Annotated in this window: 18 protein-coding genes and 1 pseudogene; 12 read left to right on the forward strand and 7 right to left on the reverse strand. The window is 65.4% G+C overall.

Going from position 1 to position 17,493, the window contains the following annotated elements:
- Positions 1–252: 252 nt before the first annotated feature.
- Positions 253–519, reverse strand: a complete 267-nt coding sequence (rpsT, locus tag BDOA9_RS06955; RefSeq protein WP_024338506.1) for a 30S ribosomal protein S20 — start codon at positions 517–519, stop codon at positions 253–255.
- Between the two features lie 423 nt (positions 520–942).
- On the opposite strand from rpsT, the gene BDOA9_RS06960 reads away from it, so the two are divergent.
- A complete protein-coding gene (locus tag BDOA9_RS06960; RefSeq protein WP_025033220.1) occupies positions 943–1,260 on the forward strand; it encodes a hypothetical protein in 318 nt (105 codons plus the stop codon).
- A gap of 207 nt (positions 1,261–1,467) precedes the next feature.
- Positions 1,468–2,214, forward strand: a complete 747-nt coding sequence (locus tag BDOA9_RS06965) for a polysaccharide biosynthesis/export family protein (RefSeq protein WP_025033221.1) — start codon at positions 1,468–1,470, stop codon at positions 2,212–2,214.
- A gap of 147 nt (positions 2,215–2,361) precedes the next feature.
- On the opposite strand, the gene BDOA9_RS06970 is transcribed toward BDOA9_RS06965, so the two are convergent.
- The 3 genes from BDOA9_RS06970 to BDOA9_RS06980 all read right to left on the reverse strand — a co-directional run bounded on the left by BDOA9_RS06970 (position 2,362) and on the right by BDOA9_RS06980 (position 4,322).
- A complete protein-coding gene (locus BDOA9_RS06970; RefSeq protein WP_025033222.1) occupies positions 2,362–3,033 on the reverse strand; it encodes a dienelactone hydrolase family protein in 672 nt (223 codons plus the stop codon).
- A 165-nt stretch (positions 3,034–3,198) separates the two neighbouring features.
- On the reverse strand, positions 3,199–3,534 hold the full coding sequence (locus tag BDOA9_RS06975) for a hypothetical protein (protein WP_025033223.1): 336 nt from the start codon (positions 3,532–3,534) through the stop codon (positions 3,199–3,201).
- 23 nt (positions 3,535–3,557) lie between these two features.
- A complete protein-coding gene (locus tag BDOA9_RS06980) occupies positions 3,558–4,322 on the reverse strand; it encodes an alpha/beta fold hydrolase (protein WP_025033224.1) in 765 nt (254 codons plus the stop codon).
- A 501-nt stretch (positions 4,323–4,823) separates the two neighbouring features.
- Between BDOA9_RS06980 and BDOA9_RS06985 the strand changes: the two genes are divergently transcribed.
- The 3 genes from BDOA9_RS06985 to BDOA9_RS06995 all read left to right on the forward strand — a co-directional run bounded on the left by BDOA9_RS06985 (position 4,824) and on the right by BDOA9_RS06995 (position 9,076).
- Complete coding sequence (locus BDOA9_RS06985; protein ID WP_025033225.1) at positions 4,824–5,315, forward strand: (2Fe-2S)-binding protein; 492 nt, start codon at positions 4,824–4,826, stop codon at positions 5,313–5,315.
- Entirely contained in the window at positions 5,312–7,597 is a 2,286-nt protein-coding gene (locus BDOA9_RS06990; protein WP_025033226.1) for a xanthine dehydrogenase family protein molybdopterin-binding subunit, read from the forward strand. Before BDOA9_RS06985 ends, BDOA9_RS06990 begins: the two co-directional genes overlap by 4 nt.
- 384 nt (positions 7,598–7,981) lie before the next feature.
- Positions 7,982–9,076, forward strand: a complete 1,095-nt coding sequence (locus BDOA9_RS06995; RefSeq protein WP_025033227.1) for an HD-GYP domain-containing protein — start codon at positions 7,982–7,984, stop codon at positions 9,074–9,076.
- A gap of 125 nt (positions 9,077–9,201) precedes the next feature.
- Here BDOA9_RS06995 and BDOA9_RS07000 read toward each other — a convergent pair whose 3' ends face one another.
- Positions 9,202–10,782, reverse strand: a complete 1,581-nt coding sequence (locus BDOA9_RS07000) for an AMP-binding protein (RefSeq protein ID WP_025033228.1) — start codon at positions 10,780–10,782, stop codon at positions 9,202–9,204.
- Between the two features lie 233 nt (positions 10,783–11,015).
- Positions 11,016–11,420 (reverse strand): VOC family protein, encoded by a 405-nt coding sequence (locus BDOA9_RS07005; RefSeq protein ID WP_042335570.1) that lies wholly within the window; start codon positions 11,418–11,420, stop codon positions 11,016–11,018.
- 124 nt (positions 11,421–11,544) lie between these two features.
- On the opposite strand from BDOA9_RS07005, the gene BDOA9_RS07010 reads away from it, so the two are divergent.
- From BDOA9_RS07010 to BDOA9_RS07025, 4 genes and pseudogenes are all read left to right on the forward strand, one after another.
- The gene (locus BDOA9_RS07010; RefSeq protein WP_025033229.1) at positions 11,545–12,519 is read left to right on the forward strand and encodes a Bug family tripartite tricarboxylate transporter substrate binding protein; all 975 of its coding nucleotides are present in this window, start codon (positions 11,545–11,547) and stop codon (positions 12,517–12,519) included.
- Between the two features lie 105 nt (positions 12,520–12,624).
- Positions 12,625–13,077, forward strand: coding sequence for an ArsR/SmtB family transcription factor (locus BDOA9_RS07015; RefSeq protein ID WP_025033230.1), 453 nt, complete (start codon positions 12,625–12,627; stop codon positions 13,075–13,077).
- Positions 13,078–13,085: 8 nt separating this feature from the next.
- Positions 13,086–13,421, forward strand: a pseudogene (locus BDOA9_RS07020) (SRPBCC family protein); the annotation flags it as partial.
- A gap of 17 nt (positions 13,422–13,438) precedes the next feature.
- Positions 13,439–14,176, forward strand: coding sequence for a DUF899 domain-containing protein (locus tag BDOA9_RS07025; protein WP_025033232.1), 738 nt, complete (start codon positions 13,439–13,441; stop codon positions 14,174–14,176).
- Between the two features lie 23 nt (positions 14,177–14,199).
- Here the strand turns inward: BDOA9_RS07025 and BDOA9_RS07030 are convergent, their stop codons facing one another.
- Positions 14,200–15,444: a S1C family serine protease gene (locus tag BDOA9_RS07030; protein ID WP_025033233.1), complete on the reverse strand. Its 1,245-nt coding sequence runs from the start codon at positions 15,442–15,444 to the stop codon at positions 14,200–14,202.
- A gap of 205 nt (positions 15,445–15,649) precedes the next feature.
- On the opposite strand from BDOA9_RS07030, the gene BDOA9_RS07035 reads away from it, so the two are divergent.
- From BDOA9_RS07035 to BDOA9_RS07045, 3 genes are read left to right on the forward strand one after another with little or no spacing between them, the layout of a single operon-like run.
- Positions 15,650–16,267, forward strand: coding sequence for a hypothetical protein (locus tag BDOA9_RS07035; protein ID WP_025033234.1), 618 nt, complete (start codon positions 15,650–15,652; stop codon positions 16,265–16,267).
- Positions 16,254–16,628, forward strand: coding sequence for a transcriptional regulator (locus BDOA9_RS07040; RefSeq protein ID WP_025033235.1), 375 nt, complete (start codon positions 16,254–16,256; stop codon positions 16,626–16,628). The genes BDOA9_RS07035 and BDOA9_RS07040 overlap by 14 nt, the downstream gene beginning before the upstream one ends.
- A 28-nt stretch (positions 16,629–16,656) precedes the next feature.
- Complete coding sequence (locus BDOA9_RS07045) at positions 16,657–17,397, forward strand: di-trans,poly-cis-decaprenylcistransferase (RefSeq protein WP_025033236.1); 741 nt, start codon at positions 16,657–16,659, stop codon at positions 17,395–17,397.
- Positions 17,398–17,493: the final 96 nt, after the last annotated feature.

Below are 17,493 nucleotides of genomic sequence, written 5' to 3' on the forward strand. Positions count from 1 at the left end.
ATTCAATTCGCGCCCGCCTCGCAGGGGTTTTTTGCAACGCAGTGAAGCTTCCTCTGTTGCAGAACACGGGCAGGTAGAACTACGGAATGAAGACTGACGCAGACGATGTCAATCGTCCAAGCCACGCGTGAGCTCCGCGGCATTGCTTGCGTCAACATGACAGCCAACGAAAAAGCCCGGCGCGAGGCCGGGCTTTTGATGCGCTGACCGGATCGACCGATCAGACGGTGTCGCTGAGATTACTTCGCAAGACTACTTCGCGAGCTTGGCGATCTGCGCGGTGAGGCGCGAGACTTTGCGGCTGGCGTTGTTCTTGTGAATGATATTGCGCTGGGCGGCGCGCATCAGGGCGGGCTCGGCAGTCGCGAGTGCCTTCACGGCAGCGGCGCGATCGCCGCTCTTGATGGCTTCCTCGACAGTGCGCACGGCGCCACGCATCTGGGTGCGGCGCGACTTGTTGACGGCGGTGCGGCGGGCGATCTTGCGCGTCGCTTTCTTGGCGGAAGTGGTATTGGCCATGGTCTCAATGTCCTTTGCGGGTACCGGTCGCGTCTTGGTCGGGTAGCGCCGGCTTGCTTGACCGCGTAATCGACGCTCGGATTTAGGGTGTTCGGTTGCTGGCCGTTCCCGGAACATGAGCGACCGCCTTGCGGCTGTCTCTGAGGCTCCAAGGTGTCTTCAAGCTCGGATGAGTCCTGAAGCCCAGGGTGCCTGCAACTGCTCAAAGAACAGCGGCGGCGGGATTGCGCCCACCGCCAGTTGGCGCCCTTATAGAGAGGGTCTTTCGCACCGTCAACGCTTTCGGGGGGCCGGAAAGTCGCCCGTGGCGGCCCGGATGAGTGCCCTAACGCCCTGAAGAGGTTGAATTTCTGCCGGCGCCCGGGTATTGGCTGGCATCGTTCCGAAAAGGTCGCCCGGTCGGGCGGCCATCGCAGGTGAGGCATGATCCGCGGCTTTTTCCGACTGATTGGGCTGTTGCTGCTCGCCGGTGGGTTCATCTTCATGGTCTATGACGGCGCCCGCTGGGTGGCCGACCAGACCCTCAAATTCACCCGCTTCGGCCAGTTCTGGAACGACATCAATCAGGCCAGCCAATCGGCCTTCCGCACCTGGGTCGAAGCCAAGGCGCCCTGGCTCTGGACCTCGGTGATCCGCCTGGTGCTGGAGCAGCCGGTCTTCGCCGTCCTCGGCATTCTGGGCATCCTGCTGATGATCCTGTTCCGGCCGCGGAAACCGCTGATCGGCTATTCTCGGGATTGAGCTTTCAACTCTTCCGCGACCAAAGCACGATCGGGAAAAGTGCAATCGGTATCGGCGTGAGAGGGTAAGCTCGCCGCGAACGAGGTGTCGCTTACCCTCCCCCTCCAGGCCCCTCCAGGGGAGGGTGGCACCGTCATCGCCACTCAACGCTTTATTAACCATAACCGGTGCATCACTGCAGCTGTCTCGTTTCGAGGGATGGGTCCGGTGCCGGTTGCACGCGCGTTTCGATGGTCGAACTTGGCGTCCTTGGCAGCGTCCGCCGCGCTCGCTTTGGGCGGTTGCATGCAGACCGCAACCCCCGTTGCGATGGTGCAGCCTCGTTCCGATCTCGACGCCATGGCCTACGGCCAGCCTTATAACGCGCCGCAGCCGGTCGTCGTCGCCAGCAACGGCGGCGGCGCCATCGCGGCGCTCAGCAATTCCTTTGCCGCTTCGCCCGCACCGATGCCGGTCGGCTACGCCGCGCCGATGGCGGTGCCGGTGCGCAATGGCGCCTCCTACCATCTCGACGCCGGCGACAAGCTTCGCGTCGTGGTCTATGGCCAGGAAGGTCTCACCAACAGCTATGCGATCGACGCCGGCGGCTCCATCACCATGCCGCTGATCGGCGCGGTGCCGGCCCGCGGCCGCACCACGGCTGGGCTGGCCGGCGAGATCGCCGCGCGCCTGCGCAACGGCTACATCCGCGAGCCTTCGGTGGCAGTCGAGATCGAGACCTATCGTCCGTTCTTCATCCTCGGCGAGGTCCTGGCGCCCGGCCAATATCCTTACGTGCCGAACATGACGGTCGAGAGCGCGGTCGCCATCGCCGGCGGCTTCTCGCCGCGCGCCAAGCGCGACGTCGTCACCGTCACGCACAGCGAGAACGGCGGCGCCATGCGCGCCGTGGTGCCGCTCGGCACGCCGCTCGCGCCCGGCGACACCGTGTTCGTCGGCGAGCGCTGGTTCTAGATCCCAGCCCGACTCTCTCCTCCGTCATTCCGGGGCGCGCATAGCGCGAACCCGGAATCCATTTCTCCACCACCTCTGACGCACGATGGATTCCGGGCCTGCGCCTGTCGGCGCATCCCGGAATGACAGCGGACAGACGTCCGCACCCTATTTCAAATGCGTCGCGAAGAACGCCATGCTGCGCGGCCAGGCGATGTCGGCGCTGGCCTTGTCGTAGCTGGCGCGCTCGTCGCAATGGAAGCCATGCTGGGCGCCCGGATAGATGTGGACTTCGACCTCGGGCCGCTTGGCCTTGATGGTCTCGACGTCGGTGAGTGGAATGCCGGCATCCTTCTCGCCGAAATGCAGCTGGGTCGGCACCTTCGGCGTCTCGTCGGCAAAGCGCACCACCGCGCCGCCGTAATAGCCGATCGCGGCCTTCAGGCCGGTCAATCGCGTCGCCGCGACGAACGCGATGCTGCCCCCCAGGCAAAAGCCGATGATACCTACGGGCCCGATGCCCTTCACAGCATCGATCGCGGCCTGCGTGTCGCGCAGCATCGCCGCCCAATCGGGATTGGCCACGAATTTGCGCGCCTCCGCGATCTCGTCGGGCGAATAGCCCGACTGGAAGTTCGGCGCGGTGCGGTCGAAGATCGACGGCGCGATCGCGACATAACCTTCCCCGGCAAGGCGGTCGCAGACCGAGCGGATGTGGTGATTGACTCCAAAAATCTCCTGGATCACCACCACCGCGCCCTTCGGCGTGCCGGCGGGATCGGCGCGATAGGCGCCGAGCTGGAAATTGTCCGAGGCCGTCAGCTTGATGTCTTGTCCCACGCGGGTTGTCCTTCTTGGTTGGTATTTGATCCGAGGTCGCGTTCGTTTCACGCGCTCGTCATGCCCGGGCTTGTCCCGGGCATCCACGTCTTGTCTCAGCGCGAGAGAACGTGGATGGCCAGGACAAGCCCGGCCATGACGATCCGGAAATATCGGCGCTCAACACTACTCCCACATCCAGTTCTCGCCGTAATCCTCCTTCCATCCTGCCAGCCGTCCATGACGGAATTGCAGGAACAAGCGGTGGCGATAGGGGATCAGGCCGCTGCCGCCGATGTTGCGAAGCGCGAGATAGATCTCGTGGCCGGGGCGTCCCCGCACATATTGCAGCTTCTGCCCGAGCGCGCGTGCGGTCTGATCGGCATCCATGCCGAAGGCGAGGGGAACGTTGTTGGAGAGGGTGTTGACGAAGGGCTGGCGCGGCGGCACGGCGCCGATCGGCTCGGCCTGCGCAGACAGCGACAGCAGCATCGTGCCTGCAGCCAGCATCATCAGCTTCATCGCCATGTCTCCACTTGGTCGGCCTATGCCGGCAAGTTCTTCAGGAAAGGCACGATCGCGTCAACAAAAGCCTGGGGCTGATCGATGTTGACGGCGTGTCCGGCCGCGGGGATCACGACCTTTTGTGCGCCGGGGATTTTGGCGGCCATGTAGTCGGACGCCGCGAGGAACGGGGTGTCGTCGGCGCCGACCACGATCAGGCTGGGCACGCTGATGTCGGGCAACAGCTCCATCACGCGCGCATCGCGCTGGGTCAGCATGCCGCGCGCGGCGAGCGCCAGCCCCCTGGCGTTGCGATGGCTGGCGGTGGCGCGCTCGCGCGTCGCCGATTTCAGCATATCGAGGCCTTCGCGGTCGAGCCGGTCGGCGGTGGCAAGCGCCCGCGCGTTCCAGGCCTCGCGCGCATCGTCCTTCCTGAAGCCGGGGCCGGTGTCGATGATCAGCAGCGCGCGGGCTCGGTTCGGATGTGCGCGATAGAATGCGAGCGACATGTAGCCGCCGAGCGAGAGCCCGCCGATGATGGCGCGCTTTGCGCCGACCGCATCGAGGATCGCCGTCATGTCGCCGACCGTGAGCGCTTCGCTGTACGCGCCGGGATCATCGGGATAATCGGACTGGCCGTGTCCGCGCATGTCCCACAGGATCAGCGTGTGGTCTCTTGCCAGCGCGTCGATCTGTCCATGCCACATCGCCGATGTCGAGGAATATCCGTGCGTGAGCAGCAGCGGCGGCCCGTTGCCATGAACCTCGTAGTAGATCCCGACGCCGTCCCGATCGATCTTCGGCATTGTTTCCCACCTTTCTTTTCTCTTGCCGCTACCGCGGTGCTTCACCCTCCCCTGGAGGGGGAGGGTCGGCACGTGATCGAGCGAAGCGAGATCACGTGACGGGGTGGGGTGACGGTCTCTCCTCATCCGACACTGCCCGAGGGGAGAGATCACCCCACCCCGCTCGCGCTACGCGCGATCGACCCTCCCCCTCCAGGGGAGGGTAAGGTTCGCCGTTGGGTTCATTCTACTTCGCCGAGTTACCTCGAAGAAACTGCCTGAATGCGATGGCACGCATGCCTGACGCACGTCGCTGTCGCGTTCAGTGGCTGCGTCGCCGCCTTTGGCGCGGCGCACAACGAGCGGGTGTGGCGATCGTTCTTTCGACTCGTTCCAAATTGCATTTGCCTCTGGCCATGAACCCGATCATTCTCGCCGGCAAGGCTGACGCCGGCCCGGTGGGCGTCCGCCATTCAAGTTGCCGCCGTAAGCGGCTTCATGCACCGGCAGGGGAAGACGCCTATGCCAACACTCACCATCAACGGGCGGAGTCTGTCCGTGGATGCGGCGAACGACACGCCGCTCCTTTGGGCGATCCGCGAGCAATTGCAGATGACGGGCACCAAGTTCGGCTGCGGTGCCGGGCTGTGCGGTGCCTGCACCGTGCACGTGAACGGCGAAGCCGTGCGCTCGTGCCAGACCATGCTCAGTGACGTCGCCGGCAAGAAGATCACCACCATCGAAGGTCTCTCCGCCAAGGGCGATCATCCCTTGCAGAAGGCCTGGATCGCCGAGCAGGTGCCGCAATGCGGCTATTGCCAGTCCGGCCAGATCATGCAGGCGGCTTCGCTGCTCGCGAAGAATCCCAATCCGACCAAGGAAGAGGTGGTCGCGCATATGGACGGCAATCTCTGCCGCTGCATGACCTATTCGCGGATCCAGAAGGCGATCATGCGCGCCGCATCCGAGATGCGCACGGCATCCGCCACCTCGAGCGAGCGGAGGCCCACATGAACGAGCACGTGAAAAGCGTGACAGCTGAGACGACCGATCTCAGTCGCCGCTCCTTCCTCGTCGGCACCGCCGCGACCGGCCTCGTGCTCGGCTATGCGGGCGTGCCCGGCATCGATGCTGCGTCAGCCGCGGCCCCGGCCAATTTCGCGCCGAGCGTATGGTATTCGATATCGCCGGACGGTCTCGTCACCGTGACCTGCGGCAAGGCCGACATGGGCCAGCACATCGCCTCCACCCTGGCTCAAATCGTCTGCGAGGAACTGGGCGCGAAATGGAGCGACATGCGCGTGCAGCTCGCCTCCAACGATCCCAAGTTCAACGATCCCGTGCTGGGCGCGCAGATCACCGGCGGCAGCTGGTCGACCATGATGAACTTCGAGGCGATGAGCCGGGCCGGTGCGGCCGGGCGGATCGCATTGACCGAAGGTGCCGCCGCCGCCATGGGCGTGCCGGCGTCGGAGCTGGTGGTGCGCGATTCCATGATCGTGCATCCGAAATCGAAGAAGCAGATGTCGTTCGCCGATGTCGTGAAAAGCGGCAAGGCGACGAAAACCTTCACGCCGGACGAGCTCAAGGCGATCAAGCTGAAAACGCCCGATCAATACACCATGATCGGCGTCTCGGTGCCGCAGCTCGACATCCCCTCCAAGACCAACGGCACGGCCAAGTACGGCATCGACGTGATGCTGCCGGGCATGGTCTATGGCGCGGTGGTCACGCCGCCGGTGCGCTTCGGCGCCACGGTGAAATCGGTCGACGACAGCGCGGCAAAGAAAGTGCCGGGCTTCATCAAGGCCGTCACGCTCGACGACAAGACCGCAACGACGTCGGGCTGGGTCGTCGCCGTCGCCAGCACCTATGCCAACGCCAAGAAGGCGGCACAGGCGCTCAAGATCGCCTATGACGCCGGTCCGAACGCAAAAGTCTCGAGCGAGACCCTGCTCGATGAAGCGAAACGGCTGCAGAAGCTCGATGACTCCGGCCAGTTCTTCGTCAAGGACGGCGATCCCAATGCCGCCTTCGGCTCGGCGGCCAAGGTGCTGGAGGCGGAATACACCACCAGCATCAACATCCACGCGCCGCTGGAGCCGATGAACGCCACTGCGGAGTTCAAGGGCGACATCCTGCACGTCTATTCCGGCAACCAGTTCGCGACGCGCTCAGGCGCGATTGCGGCGGGCGCCGCCGGGATCGATCCGAAATTCGTGGTGATGCACCAGATGTGGCTCGGCGGCGGTTTCGGCCGCAGGCTCGATGCCGACATGATGGTGCCGGCGGTGCAGGCGGCGAAAGCCGTCGGCAAGCCGGTGAAGGTGATCTATTCGCGCGAGAACGACATGACGATGGATTTCTCGCGTCCGCTCACCTACCAGAAGGTCAAGGCCGGTGTGGACGGCGATGGCAAGCTCGTTGCGATCAGCCACGACGTGGTCTCGGCCTGGCCGACCGCACGCTGGGGAATCCCCGATTTCCTGACGCCCTCGGTCGACAAGAAGGGCCCGCTCGACAGCTTCACGGTCAATGGCGCGGACTTCTTCTACACCGTGCCCAACCATTATGTGCGCGCGATCAAGAACGAGCTCGCGCACAACGCCACGCCCTCCGGCCAGCTTCGTTCGGTGGCGCCGGGCTGGACCTTCTGGGCGGTCGAAAGCATGATCGACGAGATCGCGGCGGCGACGGGCAAGGATCCCGCGCAGTTCCGCATCTCCTTGCTCGACGGCGCCGGCAAGAACGACGGCGGCGCGCAGCGCTTGCGCAACACGCTGCTCGCCGCGATGGGCCTGTCCGGCTACGGCACCCGGCAATTGCCGAAAGGCGAGGGCATGGGCGTCGCCTGTGTCTCCTCGCAGGAGCGCGCGTCGGCGAGCTGGACGGCATGCGTGGCTCACGTCGCCGTGGCGCCGTCGGGCGCGGTGACCGTGAAGAAGCTCACGGTCGCAACCGACGTCGGCACGCAGGTGCATCCCGACAACATCCGCGCCCAGGTCGAGGGTGCGGCGCTGTGGGGCCTGTCGCTGGCGATGTACGAGAAGGCGACGCTGAAGGACGGTGGCATCGAGCAGACCAATTTCGATGGCTACACGCCCTTGCGCATGAGCCAGACGCCGGAGGTCGCCATCGCCGTGATCGCCAATGGCGAGAAGGCCACCGGCGTCGGCGAGCCCGCGGTCACCGTGGTCGCGCCGGCCATCGGCAACGCCATCTTCAATGCCAGCGGCGCCCGCGTTCGCGCCCTGCCGATCACGGCGGAAGCCGTGAAGGCGAGCATGAAGGCGTAAGGCTGAGCCGCGGTGCGAAATGAGATGATCCGCCGGAGGGCAACCTCCGGCGGATTTGTTTTTGGGGTGAGATGAACGCCTCGCCGTCATGCCCGGGCTTGTCCCGGGCATCGACGTTCTTCGCACGTCCAGGCCAAGGCCGTGGATGGCCGGGACGAGCCCGGCCATGATGAAGAGAAAATTCCCCTTATCCATCAATGGCCGTCCTACTGTGCATGGGGTTGTTTTCGTAGGTTGGTGAAGTTCCCCCCGGAACCCCGATCCCTAAAATTGCACCCAATTTCCCAAGGCTCCATTGAGCACGCCTTTTAAGGGCCAGAGAACCTGATCCGGCTTAGGCTCACGCGCCAATACGCCCGAGTTCTCGGTACTTTTGGGGAAGCCATGAACGCCTCAGCCAAACCCGCCGCCAAACGCCGGCTTCTACTCGCCTCCGATCGGAGCGACGGGAGCAGCGAGCTCGCCAGTATCTTGAAGGCGGTCGGCGACGTCTCCACGGTGAAGACGGACGAGATCCCCGTCCAGCCGTCGCGCGATCTCTCCGGACTCGTGGTCGACATCAACCTGCGCTCGCCCGATAGCGTGCAGCGGGTTCGCAACAAGCTGCGCGGCGATGCCTATCGTTCGATGCCGCGGCTGTTCGTGCTCGCGGACGCCCTGCATCACGGCACCATGCAGGCCTGGGCCCTCGGGGCCACCGACACCATCTCACGGCCGCTCCAGGCCGACGCCATCCTGCAGCGCATCCGCGCTGCCTTCCCGGACACCGCCGCCTATGACGCGACCGATCGCGGCAAGACGCTCAACCGCGGCGTCGAGGCGGCGCATGCGGTGCTGATCAAGATGTTCGAGAAGCTGCCGCTCGGCGTGGCCCTGACCTTCGACGACGTCGTCGCCGCCGAGAGCAAGATCCTGAAGGCGATCAAGCATTCCTCGCTGCGCGAATGGCTCACCACGGTCGGCTGTCATCATGTCGGCAGCTATCGCCATTGCCTGTTCGTCACCGGCTTTGCCGTCGCCTTCGCCCAGCATCTCGGCATGCGCGAGGACGACCAGCGCCGCCTGACCCGCGCCGCGCTGCTGCACGACGTTGGCAAGGCCTTCGTTCCGGCCTGGCTGCTCGACAAGCCCGGCAAGCTTACCGACGAGGAGATGACCGAGGTCCGCCAGCATCCGCGCCGCGGCTATGACGCGCTCGCCGCTCAGGGCGGCTTCCCGCCGGAGATGCTGGACGTGGTGCTGCATCACCACGAATTCCTCGATGGCTCCGGCTATCCGAACGGCCTGTCGTCGAATCAGATCAGCGACATCGTGCGCCTGACGACGATCGTCGACATCTACGCCGCGCTGGTGGAGAAGCGTGCCTACCGCATGCCCTTCACCCATTCCCGCGCCTTCACGATGATGGAAGGCATGGGCGGCAAGCTCGACCAGCAGCTGCTGCAGGCGTTCCGCCCGGTCGCGCTGGGGTCGTTCTAGTTCGGTATTCCCCGCGGCCGTAGGGTGGGCAAAGCGAAGCGTGCCCACCACTTCCAAAAACGTGGGCACGGCGCTGACGCGCCTTTGCCCACCCTACGGCAGTTTTCGCTTGGCGGCACCGCACCTCACCCCACCATCTTCCGCAGCTCCGCCTTCGCCACCTTTTCCAGCGTCGAGCGCGGCATGTCGTCGACGAGCCTGATCTCGCGCGGCAGCTTGAAGTCGGCGAGGCTCTTGCGGCAGGCTTCCATCACGCGATCCTGCAGGTCGGGCGCAGCGCCCGCGACGCCGCCCTGCGGGATGATGAAGACCACAGGCACCTCGTCCAGCATCGGATGCGTCTTCGCCACCACCGCGGCTTCGCGCACGCCCGGCACCACCGCGATCACCTGCTCGATCTCGGAGGCCGCGACGTTCTCGCCGCCGACCTTCAGCATGTCCTTGGCCCGGTCGCCGAACTTGATGAAGCCGTTCTGCAGCCGCTCGACGCGGTCACCGGTGAGGAAGAAGCCGTGCTCGTCGAAGCTCTCGCGCGTCGCCTTCTCGTTGTGCAGGTACTCGGCGAACAGCGACAGGCCCGGGATGCCCTTGATCGCGAGATTGCCGGTGTCGCCGACCTCCGTCGGCCAACCGTCGTCGTCGGTGATGCGGATCTGATATTCGGGTGCGGCGCGGCCGATCGACATCGGGATGTTGGGCTGGTCGACCTCGCCGACGATACCGTGGGTGATGGTCTCGGTCATGCCCCACCAGCCGATCATCTTGACGCCGAAGGCGGCAAACGCCGGCGGCTCGTTGATGGCGGTGCCCCACAGGCGGAACTTGTGGTCCTTCGGGATCTCCTGCTCGAGCAGCGCCTTCATGCAGAAGGGAATGGTCGAGGTCCAGGTCGCGCCATGCTCGCGCGCGACGCTCCAGAAACGGCTTGCCGAAAAGCGTGGCTGGATCACGCAAGTCGCCCCGACCCACAGCGTGGCCAGCATGGAATAGGCCAGCGCATTGGTGTGGAACAGCGGCAGGTATGCCTGGTGCACGTCGCCGGCGTGAAGGTCCTCGTGCGCGGCGTTGATCTTGGCGCCCCACAGCGCGTTGGCATGGGTCCACAGCACCGCCTTGGGCCGCGACGTCGTGCCCGAGGTGTATTGCACGCTGCATGGCGCCAGCGGATCGGTCGCGCGCCGGGGACGATCGGCACTATCGGCGAACAGCGATTCGAAGCTGTCGCCGCGCGAGACCGCTTGCGGGGGCGCCGCGCCCGCATCGTGCGAGGTCACCGCCAGCCAGCGGATATTGCGGCAGCTCTGCGCGACGGCCTCCGCATAGGCCGGCTGCGTGATCGCGGCGACCGCGGCGCAATGATCGGCGAAATACGCGATCTCGGCCGGCGCCGAGCGCGTGTTGGTGGTGACCGCGACGGCCCCGAGCTCGACGCAGGCGAACCAGGCCAGCATCGCCTCGATGCAATTGTCGAGATGAATGAGCACATATTCGCCCGGCTTGATGCCGCGCCTGGCGAGCCCGGCCGCGAGCGCGCCGACCCGGTCGTGAAACTCGCCGTAGCTCCAGCGCCGCGCCGGCGCGTCGAACGGCGCCCAGATCAGGAACGGATGGTCACGCCGGACCTCGGCGCGCATCCTCAAGAGCCAGGGCACGTCGAGCCCGTCGAACGGGCCGACGATTCCAGCTGTGGTCTGTTGAACTGGCATGGCTCCTCCCGGTGCAGCCGCATCTTGCCGGCGGCTGTCTTCTGATGATTGCGTCTTCCTGCCACCGGACGACGCGGAGAGCAATCGGGGAATGCGCGTGGGGCGGCGCTCTCTCCTCGTCATTGCGAGGAGCACTTGCGACGAAGCAATCCAGACTGCCTCCCCGGAAGGATTCTGGATTGCTTCGCTGCGCTCGCAATGACGGAGCCTGAGGTACGGCGCGCGCCTCAATCCTAGTACGACGAGATCTCGATCAAACTGCCATCGGGATCCCGGCAATAGACCGAGCGCAGCGTGCCGCGAGCGCCTTGCCTTGGGCCAGGGCCTTCCTCGATTGCGACGCCATGTGCCCGCAAATGCGCCACCACCTCGTCCGGCGTGGCCGAGGTGAGAAAGCACAGGTCCTCGCTGCCCGCCGTCGGTTGGTCCGCGGTGAACCATTCCCCCCTGTCGGCATCGCGTTGTCGGACGTTGATCCTCTGGTTACCGAATTCAAGGAAAGTCCGCGGCGCTTTGCCGCCGCCGGGATCGAACACCTTGACTTCCATGCCGAGAATCTTGCGGTACCACGCAGCACTTTCCGCGACGTCGCTGACATTGATCACCAGATGATCCAGGGCGTGAACCTTGACCGGCATGTCTCATCCTTTCGTCGTGATGCGCCCCGCGCACTTTCCGCATTCCGTAAGCTTTGTTACAACCGCGGCGCCGCGGCCTTCAAGCCATCCGACTTTCAAGAACAACACTGGGAGAACCCTTGAGATGATCACTCGCCGTACCGCGCTGGGCCTGCTCGCCGCCAGTCCGCTTGCTGCCACCCCACTGTCGAAGGCCCTTGCCGCCGATTATCCGGCCCGGCCGGTGAAATGGGTGGTGGGCTATCCGCCGGGCGGCGCCACCGACATTCTGGCGCGGCTGATCGGCCAGCGGCTGTCCGAAAAGCTCGGCCAGCAATTCGTGGTCGAGAACAAGCCGGGCGCCGGGAACAACATCGCGACCGAATCGGTCATCAATGCCGAGCCCGACGGCTACACGCTGCAGCTGGTCAACCCGGCCAACTACATCAACGCCTCGCTCTACAAGAATCTCAAGTTCAACTTCGTGAACGACATGGCGCCGATCGCCTCGTTCCAGCGCGTGCCGAACGTGATGACCGTCAACAAGGACGTGCCGGCCAAGACCGTCGCCGAGTTCATCGAGTACGTGAAGGCCAATCCCGGCAAGGTGAACATGGCCTCGTCCGGCAACGGCACCTCGGTGCATCTGTCCGGCGAGATGTTCATGGCCATGACCGGCTGCAAGATGCAGCACGTGCCCTATCGCGGCGCGGCGCCCGCGATCACCGACATGCTCGCCGGCCAAGTGCAAGTGATCTTCGACAACATGCCCTCGATCATCCAGCACATCCGCTCCGGCAGCCTGCGCGCCATCGGCGTCACCACAACCGAACGCTCGCCGCAGCTGCCCGACGTGCAGCCGATCGCCGACACCGTCAAGGGTTATGAGGCGAGCGCGCTGTTCGGCATGGGAGCGCCGAAGAACACGCCGAAGGAAATCATCGCCAAGCTCAACGCCGAGGTCAACGCGGTGATCAAGGAGCCCGACATGGCCAAGCGCCTGGTCGAGCTCGGCGGCGAGCCGCGGGTGCAGACGCCCGAGGCGTTCGGCGAGGAGATCAAGGCCGAGACCGAGAAGTGGAGGAAGGTCGTCGAGTTCGCCGGCCTGAAGGTCGAGTAGGGATCTCGCAATGACCGTAAAGAGAGCCCTGCCGTTCGGCAGGGCTTTTTTCTTGGCTGCGGGTTCCGGCTTGACGTTGTCGCGCTCGCGTCTATACTAAACCACATGGTTAAGTATGGGGACGAGACGCTGGACCGGACTTTTGCGGCGCTGTCCGACCCGACGCGGCGCGCCTTGCTGGCGCGCCTCGGCGAGCAGGACGGCCTGTCGGTGAGCGAACTGGCGGCCCCGTTTCCGGTGTCGCTGCCGGCGATCATGAAGCATCTCGACGTGCTCACCGATGCCGGGCTGATCGTGCGCGAGAAGACCGGGCGCACGGTCGCCTGCCGGCTGACCGCGCAACCGATGGAGCAGGCGATGCACTGGCTCAATCGCTATGCGCAATTCTGGTCCCACAATCTCGATCGCCTCGCCGCCTTCGTGGAGGAAGAGACATGGCCAACGCCGCCGCCAACGCCGCCGAACGCCCGGCAGAACGACCAAGCCTCACGCTCACGCGCCGGCTCCGCGCGCCGCCGCAAAAAGTCTACGCCGCCTGGACGCAAGCCGCGCAGCTAGCGCAATGGTTCGGGCCGCCGAACACGAAGCCGGCGACGCTTCAAGCCGAGCTCGACGTTCGCGTCGGCGGCCGGTTTCGCATCAGCTTCACCGGCGACGACGGTGAATATTTCGAGGCCGGCGGCCGCTATCGCGAGGTGGTGCCGAACGAGCTTCTGGTCTTCACCTGGGCCTGGCACTCGACGCCGGAGCGCGAGTCGCTGGTGACGATCTCGCTGAAGCCGGACGCCGCCGGCACCTTGATGATCTTCCATCACGCCCAGTTCTTCGACGAGACCGCACGCGACAACCACCAGCGCGGCTGGAGCTCGTTCTTCGACAAGCTCGATGCTTTCGTCGCCTGATCGCCAAGGAGAACGCCATGCAGCAACATCAGATCGTTTCGCGCGAGCAATGGATCGCCGCGCGCAAGGCCCTTCTGGCCCATGAGAAGGAGCTGACGCAGGCCCGCGAACGGCTTGCCGAGGAGCGCCGCCGGCTGCCCTGGGTCAAGGTCTCCAAGGCGTACGAATTCGAAGGGCCGAACGGCATTGTGTCGCTGGGCGACCTGTTCGAGGGCCGGCCGCAGCTCATCGTGCAGCACGTGATGTTCGCACCCGATTGGGACGCGGCCTGCAAGAGCTGCTCGTTCTGGGCCGACGGGTTCGAGCGCATGGTGCCGCATTTGGCCGCGCGCGACACCGCCATGGTTGCGGTCTCGCTGGCGCCAAGCGCAAAGCTCGAGGCGTTCAAGAAGCGGATGGGCTGGACCTTCGACTGGGTTTCGTCAGGCCGCAACGACTTCAACCGCGATTACGGCGTGACGTTCTCACAGGAAGAGGTCGCGACCGGCAAGCCGATGTACAATTTCGGGACCACGCCGCTCTACGGCGCCGAGCTGCCCGGCATCAGCGTGTTCTACCGCGACGAGGCCGGCGCGATCTTCCACACCTATTCCTGCTTCGCCCGCGGCCTCGACATGATGAACGCCGCTTATCAATATCTCGATCTCACCCCGCTCGGCCGTCACGAGGAAGGCCTGCCCTATCCGATGGACTGGGTGCGCCTGCGCGACCAGTACGAGCCGCAGCCGGCGAAGGCGGCGTGCTGCCACGGGTGAGGGGAGCTGGTCGCGTCGCCTTCCTACCGCTTCGCGTCCGCCTGCTCCGTCGCGTTGCACGAGATCAGCATCGTATACGGCCGGGCGTTGACGGCGATGTCGGTGGTCTTCAGCTCGCTCTTCGGCTCGGCGGTCTGATAGGGCACGATCGAATTGTCGAGGAAATCGCGCAGCATGCCGGTCTTGATGGCGAAGTTGATGTTCTCAGGGATGTTGCCGGTCGCCACGGCGATACGCAGGGCCGGGATCTTTCCGGTGACCACGCCTACGACCTGACCGGTGCCGTCGAACAGCGGTCCGCCGCTGTTGCCGGGCTGCACGGGGGCGCTGATCTGCAGGAAGCGCGAGTCGTTGCGCATGCCGCTGAGCGAGCTCACGATGCCGGTGGTCACGCTGAAGTCCGAGGTCAGGATGCCGTGATAGGGAAAGCCGATCGCGACGACGGAATCGCCGGAGCGAATCGAGCGGTCGCGGATCCGGGCAAAGTCCTTGAAGGTCGTCGTCGACGGCGCCTGCAACAAAGCGAGATCGTTGTTGGCGTCGCTCGAGACGATGCGCAGCACCATGGCGGCCTCGCCGGTGAGGTTGCCCTTGATGTCGCCGACGCAGCCGTCGATCACATGGTGGTTGGTGACGATGTGCCCGCCCGTGCTGACGACGAAGCCGGTGCCGCTCCTGGCTCGGGCAGGCTTGCCGCCGGAGGGCGGTGCCGCCTGCTTCTCCGCAGTCGCCGCCGGCTTGGCCGCACCCTTGGTGAAATCGCCCGCCTTGTCGAGCCCGTCGGCTTTGACCTTGCTCACGCAATTGGTCAATGCCGCGATCACCGGCCCGGTCGAGGTCAGATCGAAATTCAGGACGGCGCGGCCGGCTGTCGCCACCATGAGGCTCGCCTTCTGGAACGTACGCACGACATTGAGCGGCATGACGGCCGTGAGCATGTTGGACTGATACGCCGTGGCGTACAGCCTGGCTTGCTCCCGGCCGTCGAAGGTTACGTCGATCGCGGCGCTCTCGCCCTTGTTGAAGCGGTAGCTCGGACTGGCGAAGGCCAGCGTCCAGGTGCCGACGGAATTGTAACCGACGACGAGAATGACGCCGCTTGCGTAAGGGGCCGTCGCCGCGCAATGGGAGAAGGCGCCCGTCTCGTCATTGCTGAAGGCGCCGCCGATCCAATTGCCGACATTGACGGTGCCGAAAGGCCCCGCCGCGTTCGCCCCGACCACACTCACCTGCAACACGAACGCAACGACCAGCGACCTCAACCACATACCAACCCCCGGCAAACGCACTCGCATCCATCTTATCCGCGACGGCAGGCGAGGCGCAACCGTCAGTTGTCTGCCCCGATCGTGCGGCGGCCCCGCAGCGATTCGGCCTTGCATTTACTTTGTAGTGCCGTATACTTTGCAACACAAAGTAACGGGACCGGCTGTCCCGTGAATGCCCGGGTGGAACGAGGTTTTGGCATTGCCGATGCGCGATCTAGACAAGGCGCTGGCCGACATCGTGGCGATCCGCAGCCAGATCGCGGCGGGCACCGCCTTCCGCGGCTACGGCCCGGCAGCCATGGCTGCGACCGGCGCTGTTGCGCTCGTCACCGCCGCTCTGCAATTCTGGCTGCTGGATGATCCCACCGGCGAGCCGCTCGGTTTCTTCATCGGCTGGTTCATCGCCGCCGCGCTTTCGGGGCTGATCATCGGAATCGAGATGCGGGCGCGGTCGCGACGGCATCATTCCGGTCTTGCCGACGCGATGATTCACCAGGCGGTCGAGCAGTTCCTGCCGGCCGGAGTTGCCGGCATTCTGCTCGCCGTGGTGATGTGGAAGTTCGCGAGCGAGACGCTGTGGCTGCTGCCGGGCCTGTGGCAGATACTGGTGTCGCTCGGCATCTTCGCCTCGGTCCGCTCGCTGCCGCGCACCGTCGCGCTCGCGGGCGCCTGGTATTTCGTGTCGGGGTTTGCGGTCGTGGTGCTCGCGAGCCGAACCCACACGCTGTCGCCATGGACCATGGGGCTGCCCTTCGTGATCGGGCAATCGGTGATGGCGGCCATTCTGCATTTCGCGTCCGGAGACAACGATGTCGAAGACTGACAGCGCGCCCTTCTCCTATGAAGGGCTCGACCGCGTGATCCACGAGAAGGCGAGGCTCGGCCTGTTGACCTCGCTGATGGCGCATCCCAAGGGGTTGGCCTTCGGCGATCTCAAGCAGCTCTGCGGCCTCACCGACGGCAATCTCAGCCGGCACCTTGCCGTGCTCCAGGAGGCCGGGCTCGTCGAGGTGACCAAGGGCTACGAAGGCAATCGCCCGCACACCACCTGCCGCCTCACCAAGGCCGGCCGCCGCCGCTTCCTCGACTATCTCGCCGTGCTCGAACGCCTGGTGCGCGACGCGGCGAAGGCCGCCGGCCGCGAGGCGCCGCCGCTCGGCCGCCTCGGCATCGCCTCGACCTGATCTCCCCCTTTTGACCGGAGACTTTGCAATGCAAAGTGACATCACGTCCCGTGACGAGAAGCTTCATGTCGGCATCATCATGGACGGCAACGGCCGATGGGCGACGCGCCGCGGCCTGTCGCGCGTGCGCGGCCACGAGGCCGGCGTCGAGACCATCCGCCGCATCGTCGAGGCCGCGCCCAAGCAGGGCATCGGCACGCTGACGCTTTACGCTTTCTCCACCGACAATTGGCGGCGGCCGAAGGCCGAGGTCGCGGCGCTGATGACCTTGCTGCGCTTGTATCTCGCCAACGAGGTGCAGAGCCTCGTCAAGAATGGCGTGCGCCTCTCCGTCATCGGCCGCCGCGATCGCCTGCCCGAGGGCATCGCCGCCGCGATCGCGCGCGCCGAGGCAGCCACCGCCGACGGCCGCGCGCTGCATGTGCGCATCGCCGTCGATTATTCCGCGCGCGAGGCCATCCTCAATGCTGCGGCCAAGGCGGCTGCGTTGACGAGCCTCACCCGCGAAGCGTTCTCGCAGCTCGTGACCGGCGAGGCTGGCCTTCGCGACGTCGACCTCATCATCCGCACCTCGGGCGAGAAGCGGCTGTCGGACTTCCTGCTCTGGGAAGGCGCCTATGCCGAGCTGCACTTCACCGATCGGATGTGGCCCGAATTCGATGCGGGCGATCTTGCCGAGGCGCTCGCCGCCTTCCACAACCGCGAGCGCCGCTTCGGCGGACTGCAGGCCATCCTGCCCGGCGAGGTGCCCTCTCTCTCTCGGGTCTGACGCGCCTCGCGCCAGCCGGCTCCCCGCCGATTGCCGCCTGGCATGGATCGTGCTCTAGTATTCCGGCGACTGGGTACCCCCGCGACGGGAGCTTTC

This window comes from Bradyrhizobium sp. DOA9 (assembly GCF_000617845.2).
Lineage (GTDB): Bacteria > Pseudomonadota > Alphaproteobacteria > Rhizobiales > Xanthobacteraceae > Bradyrhizobium.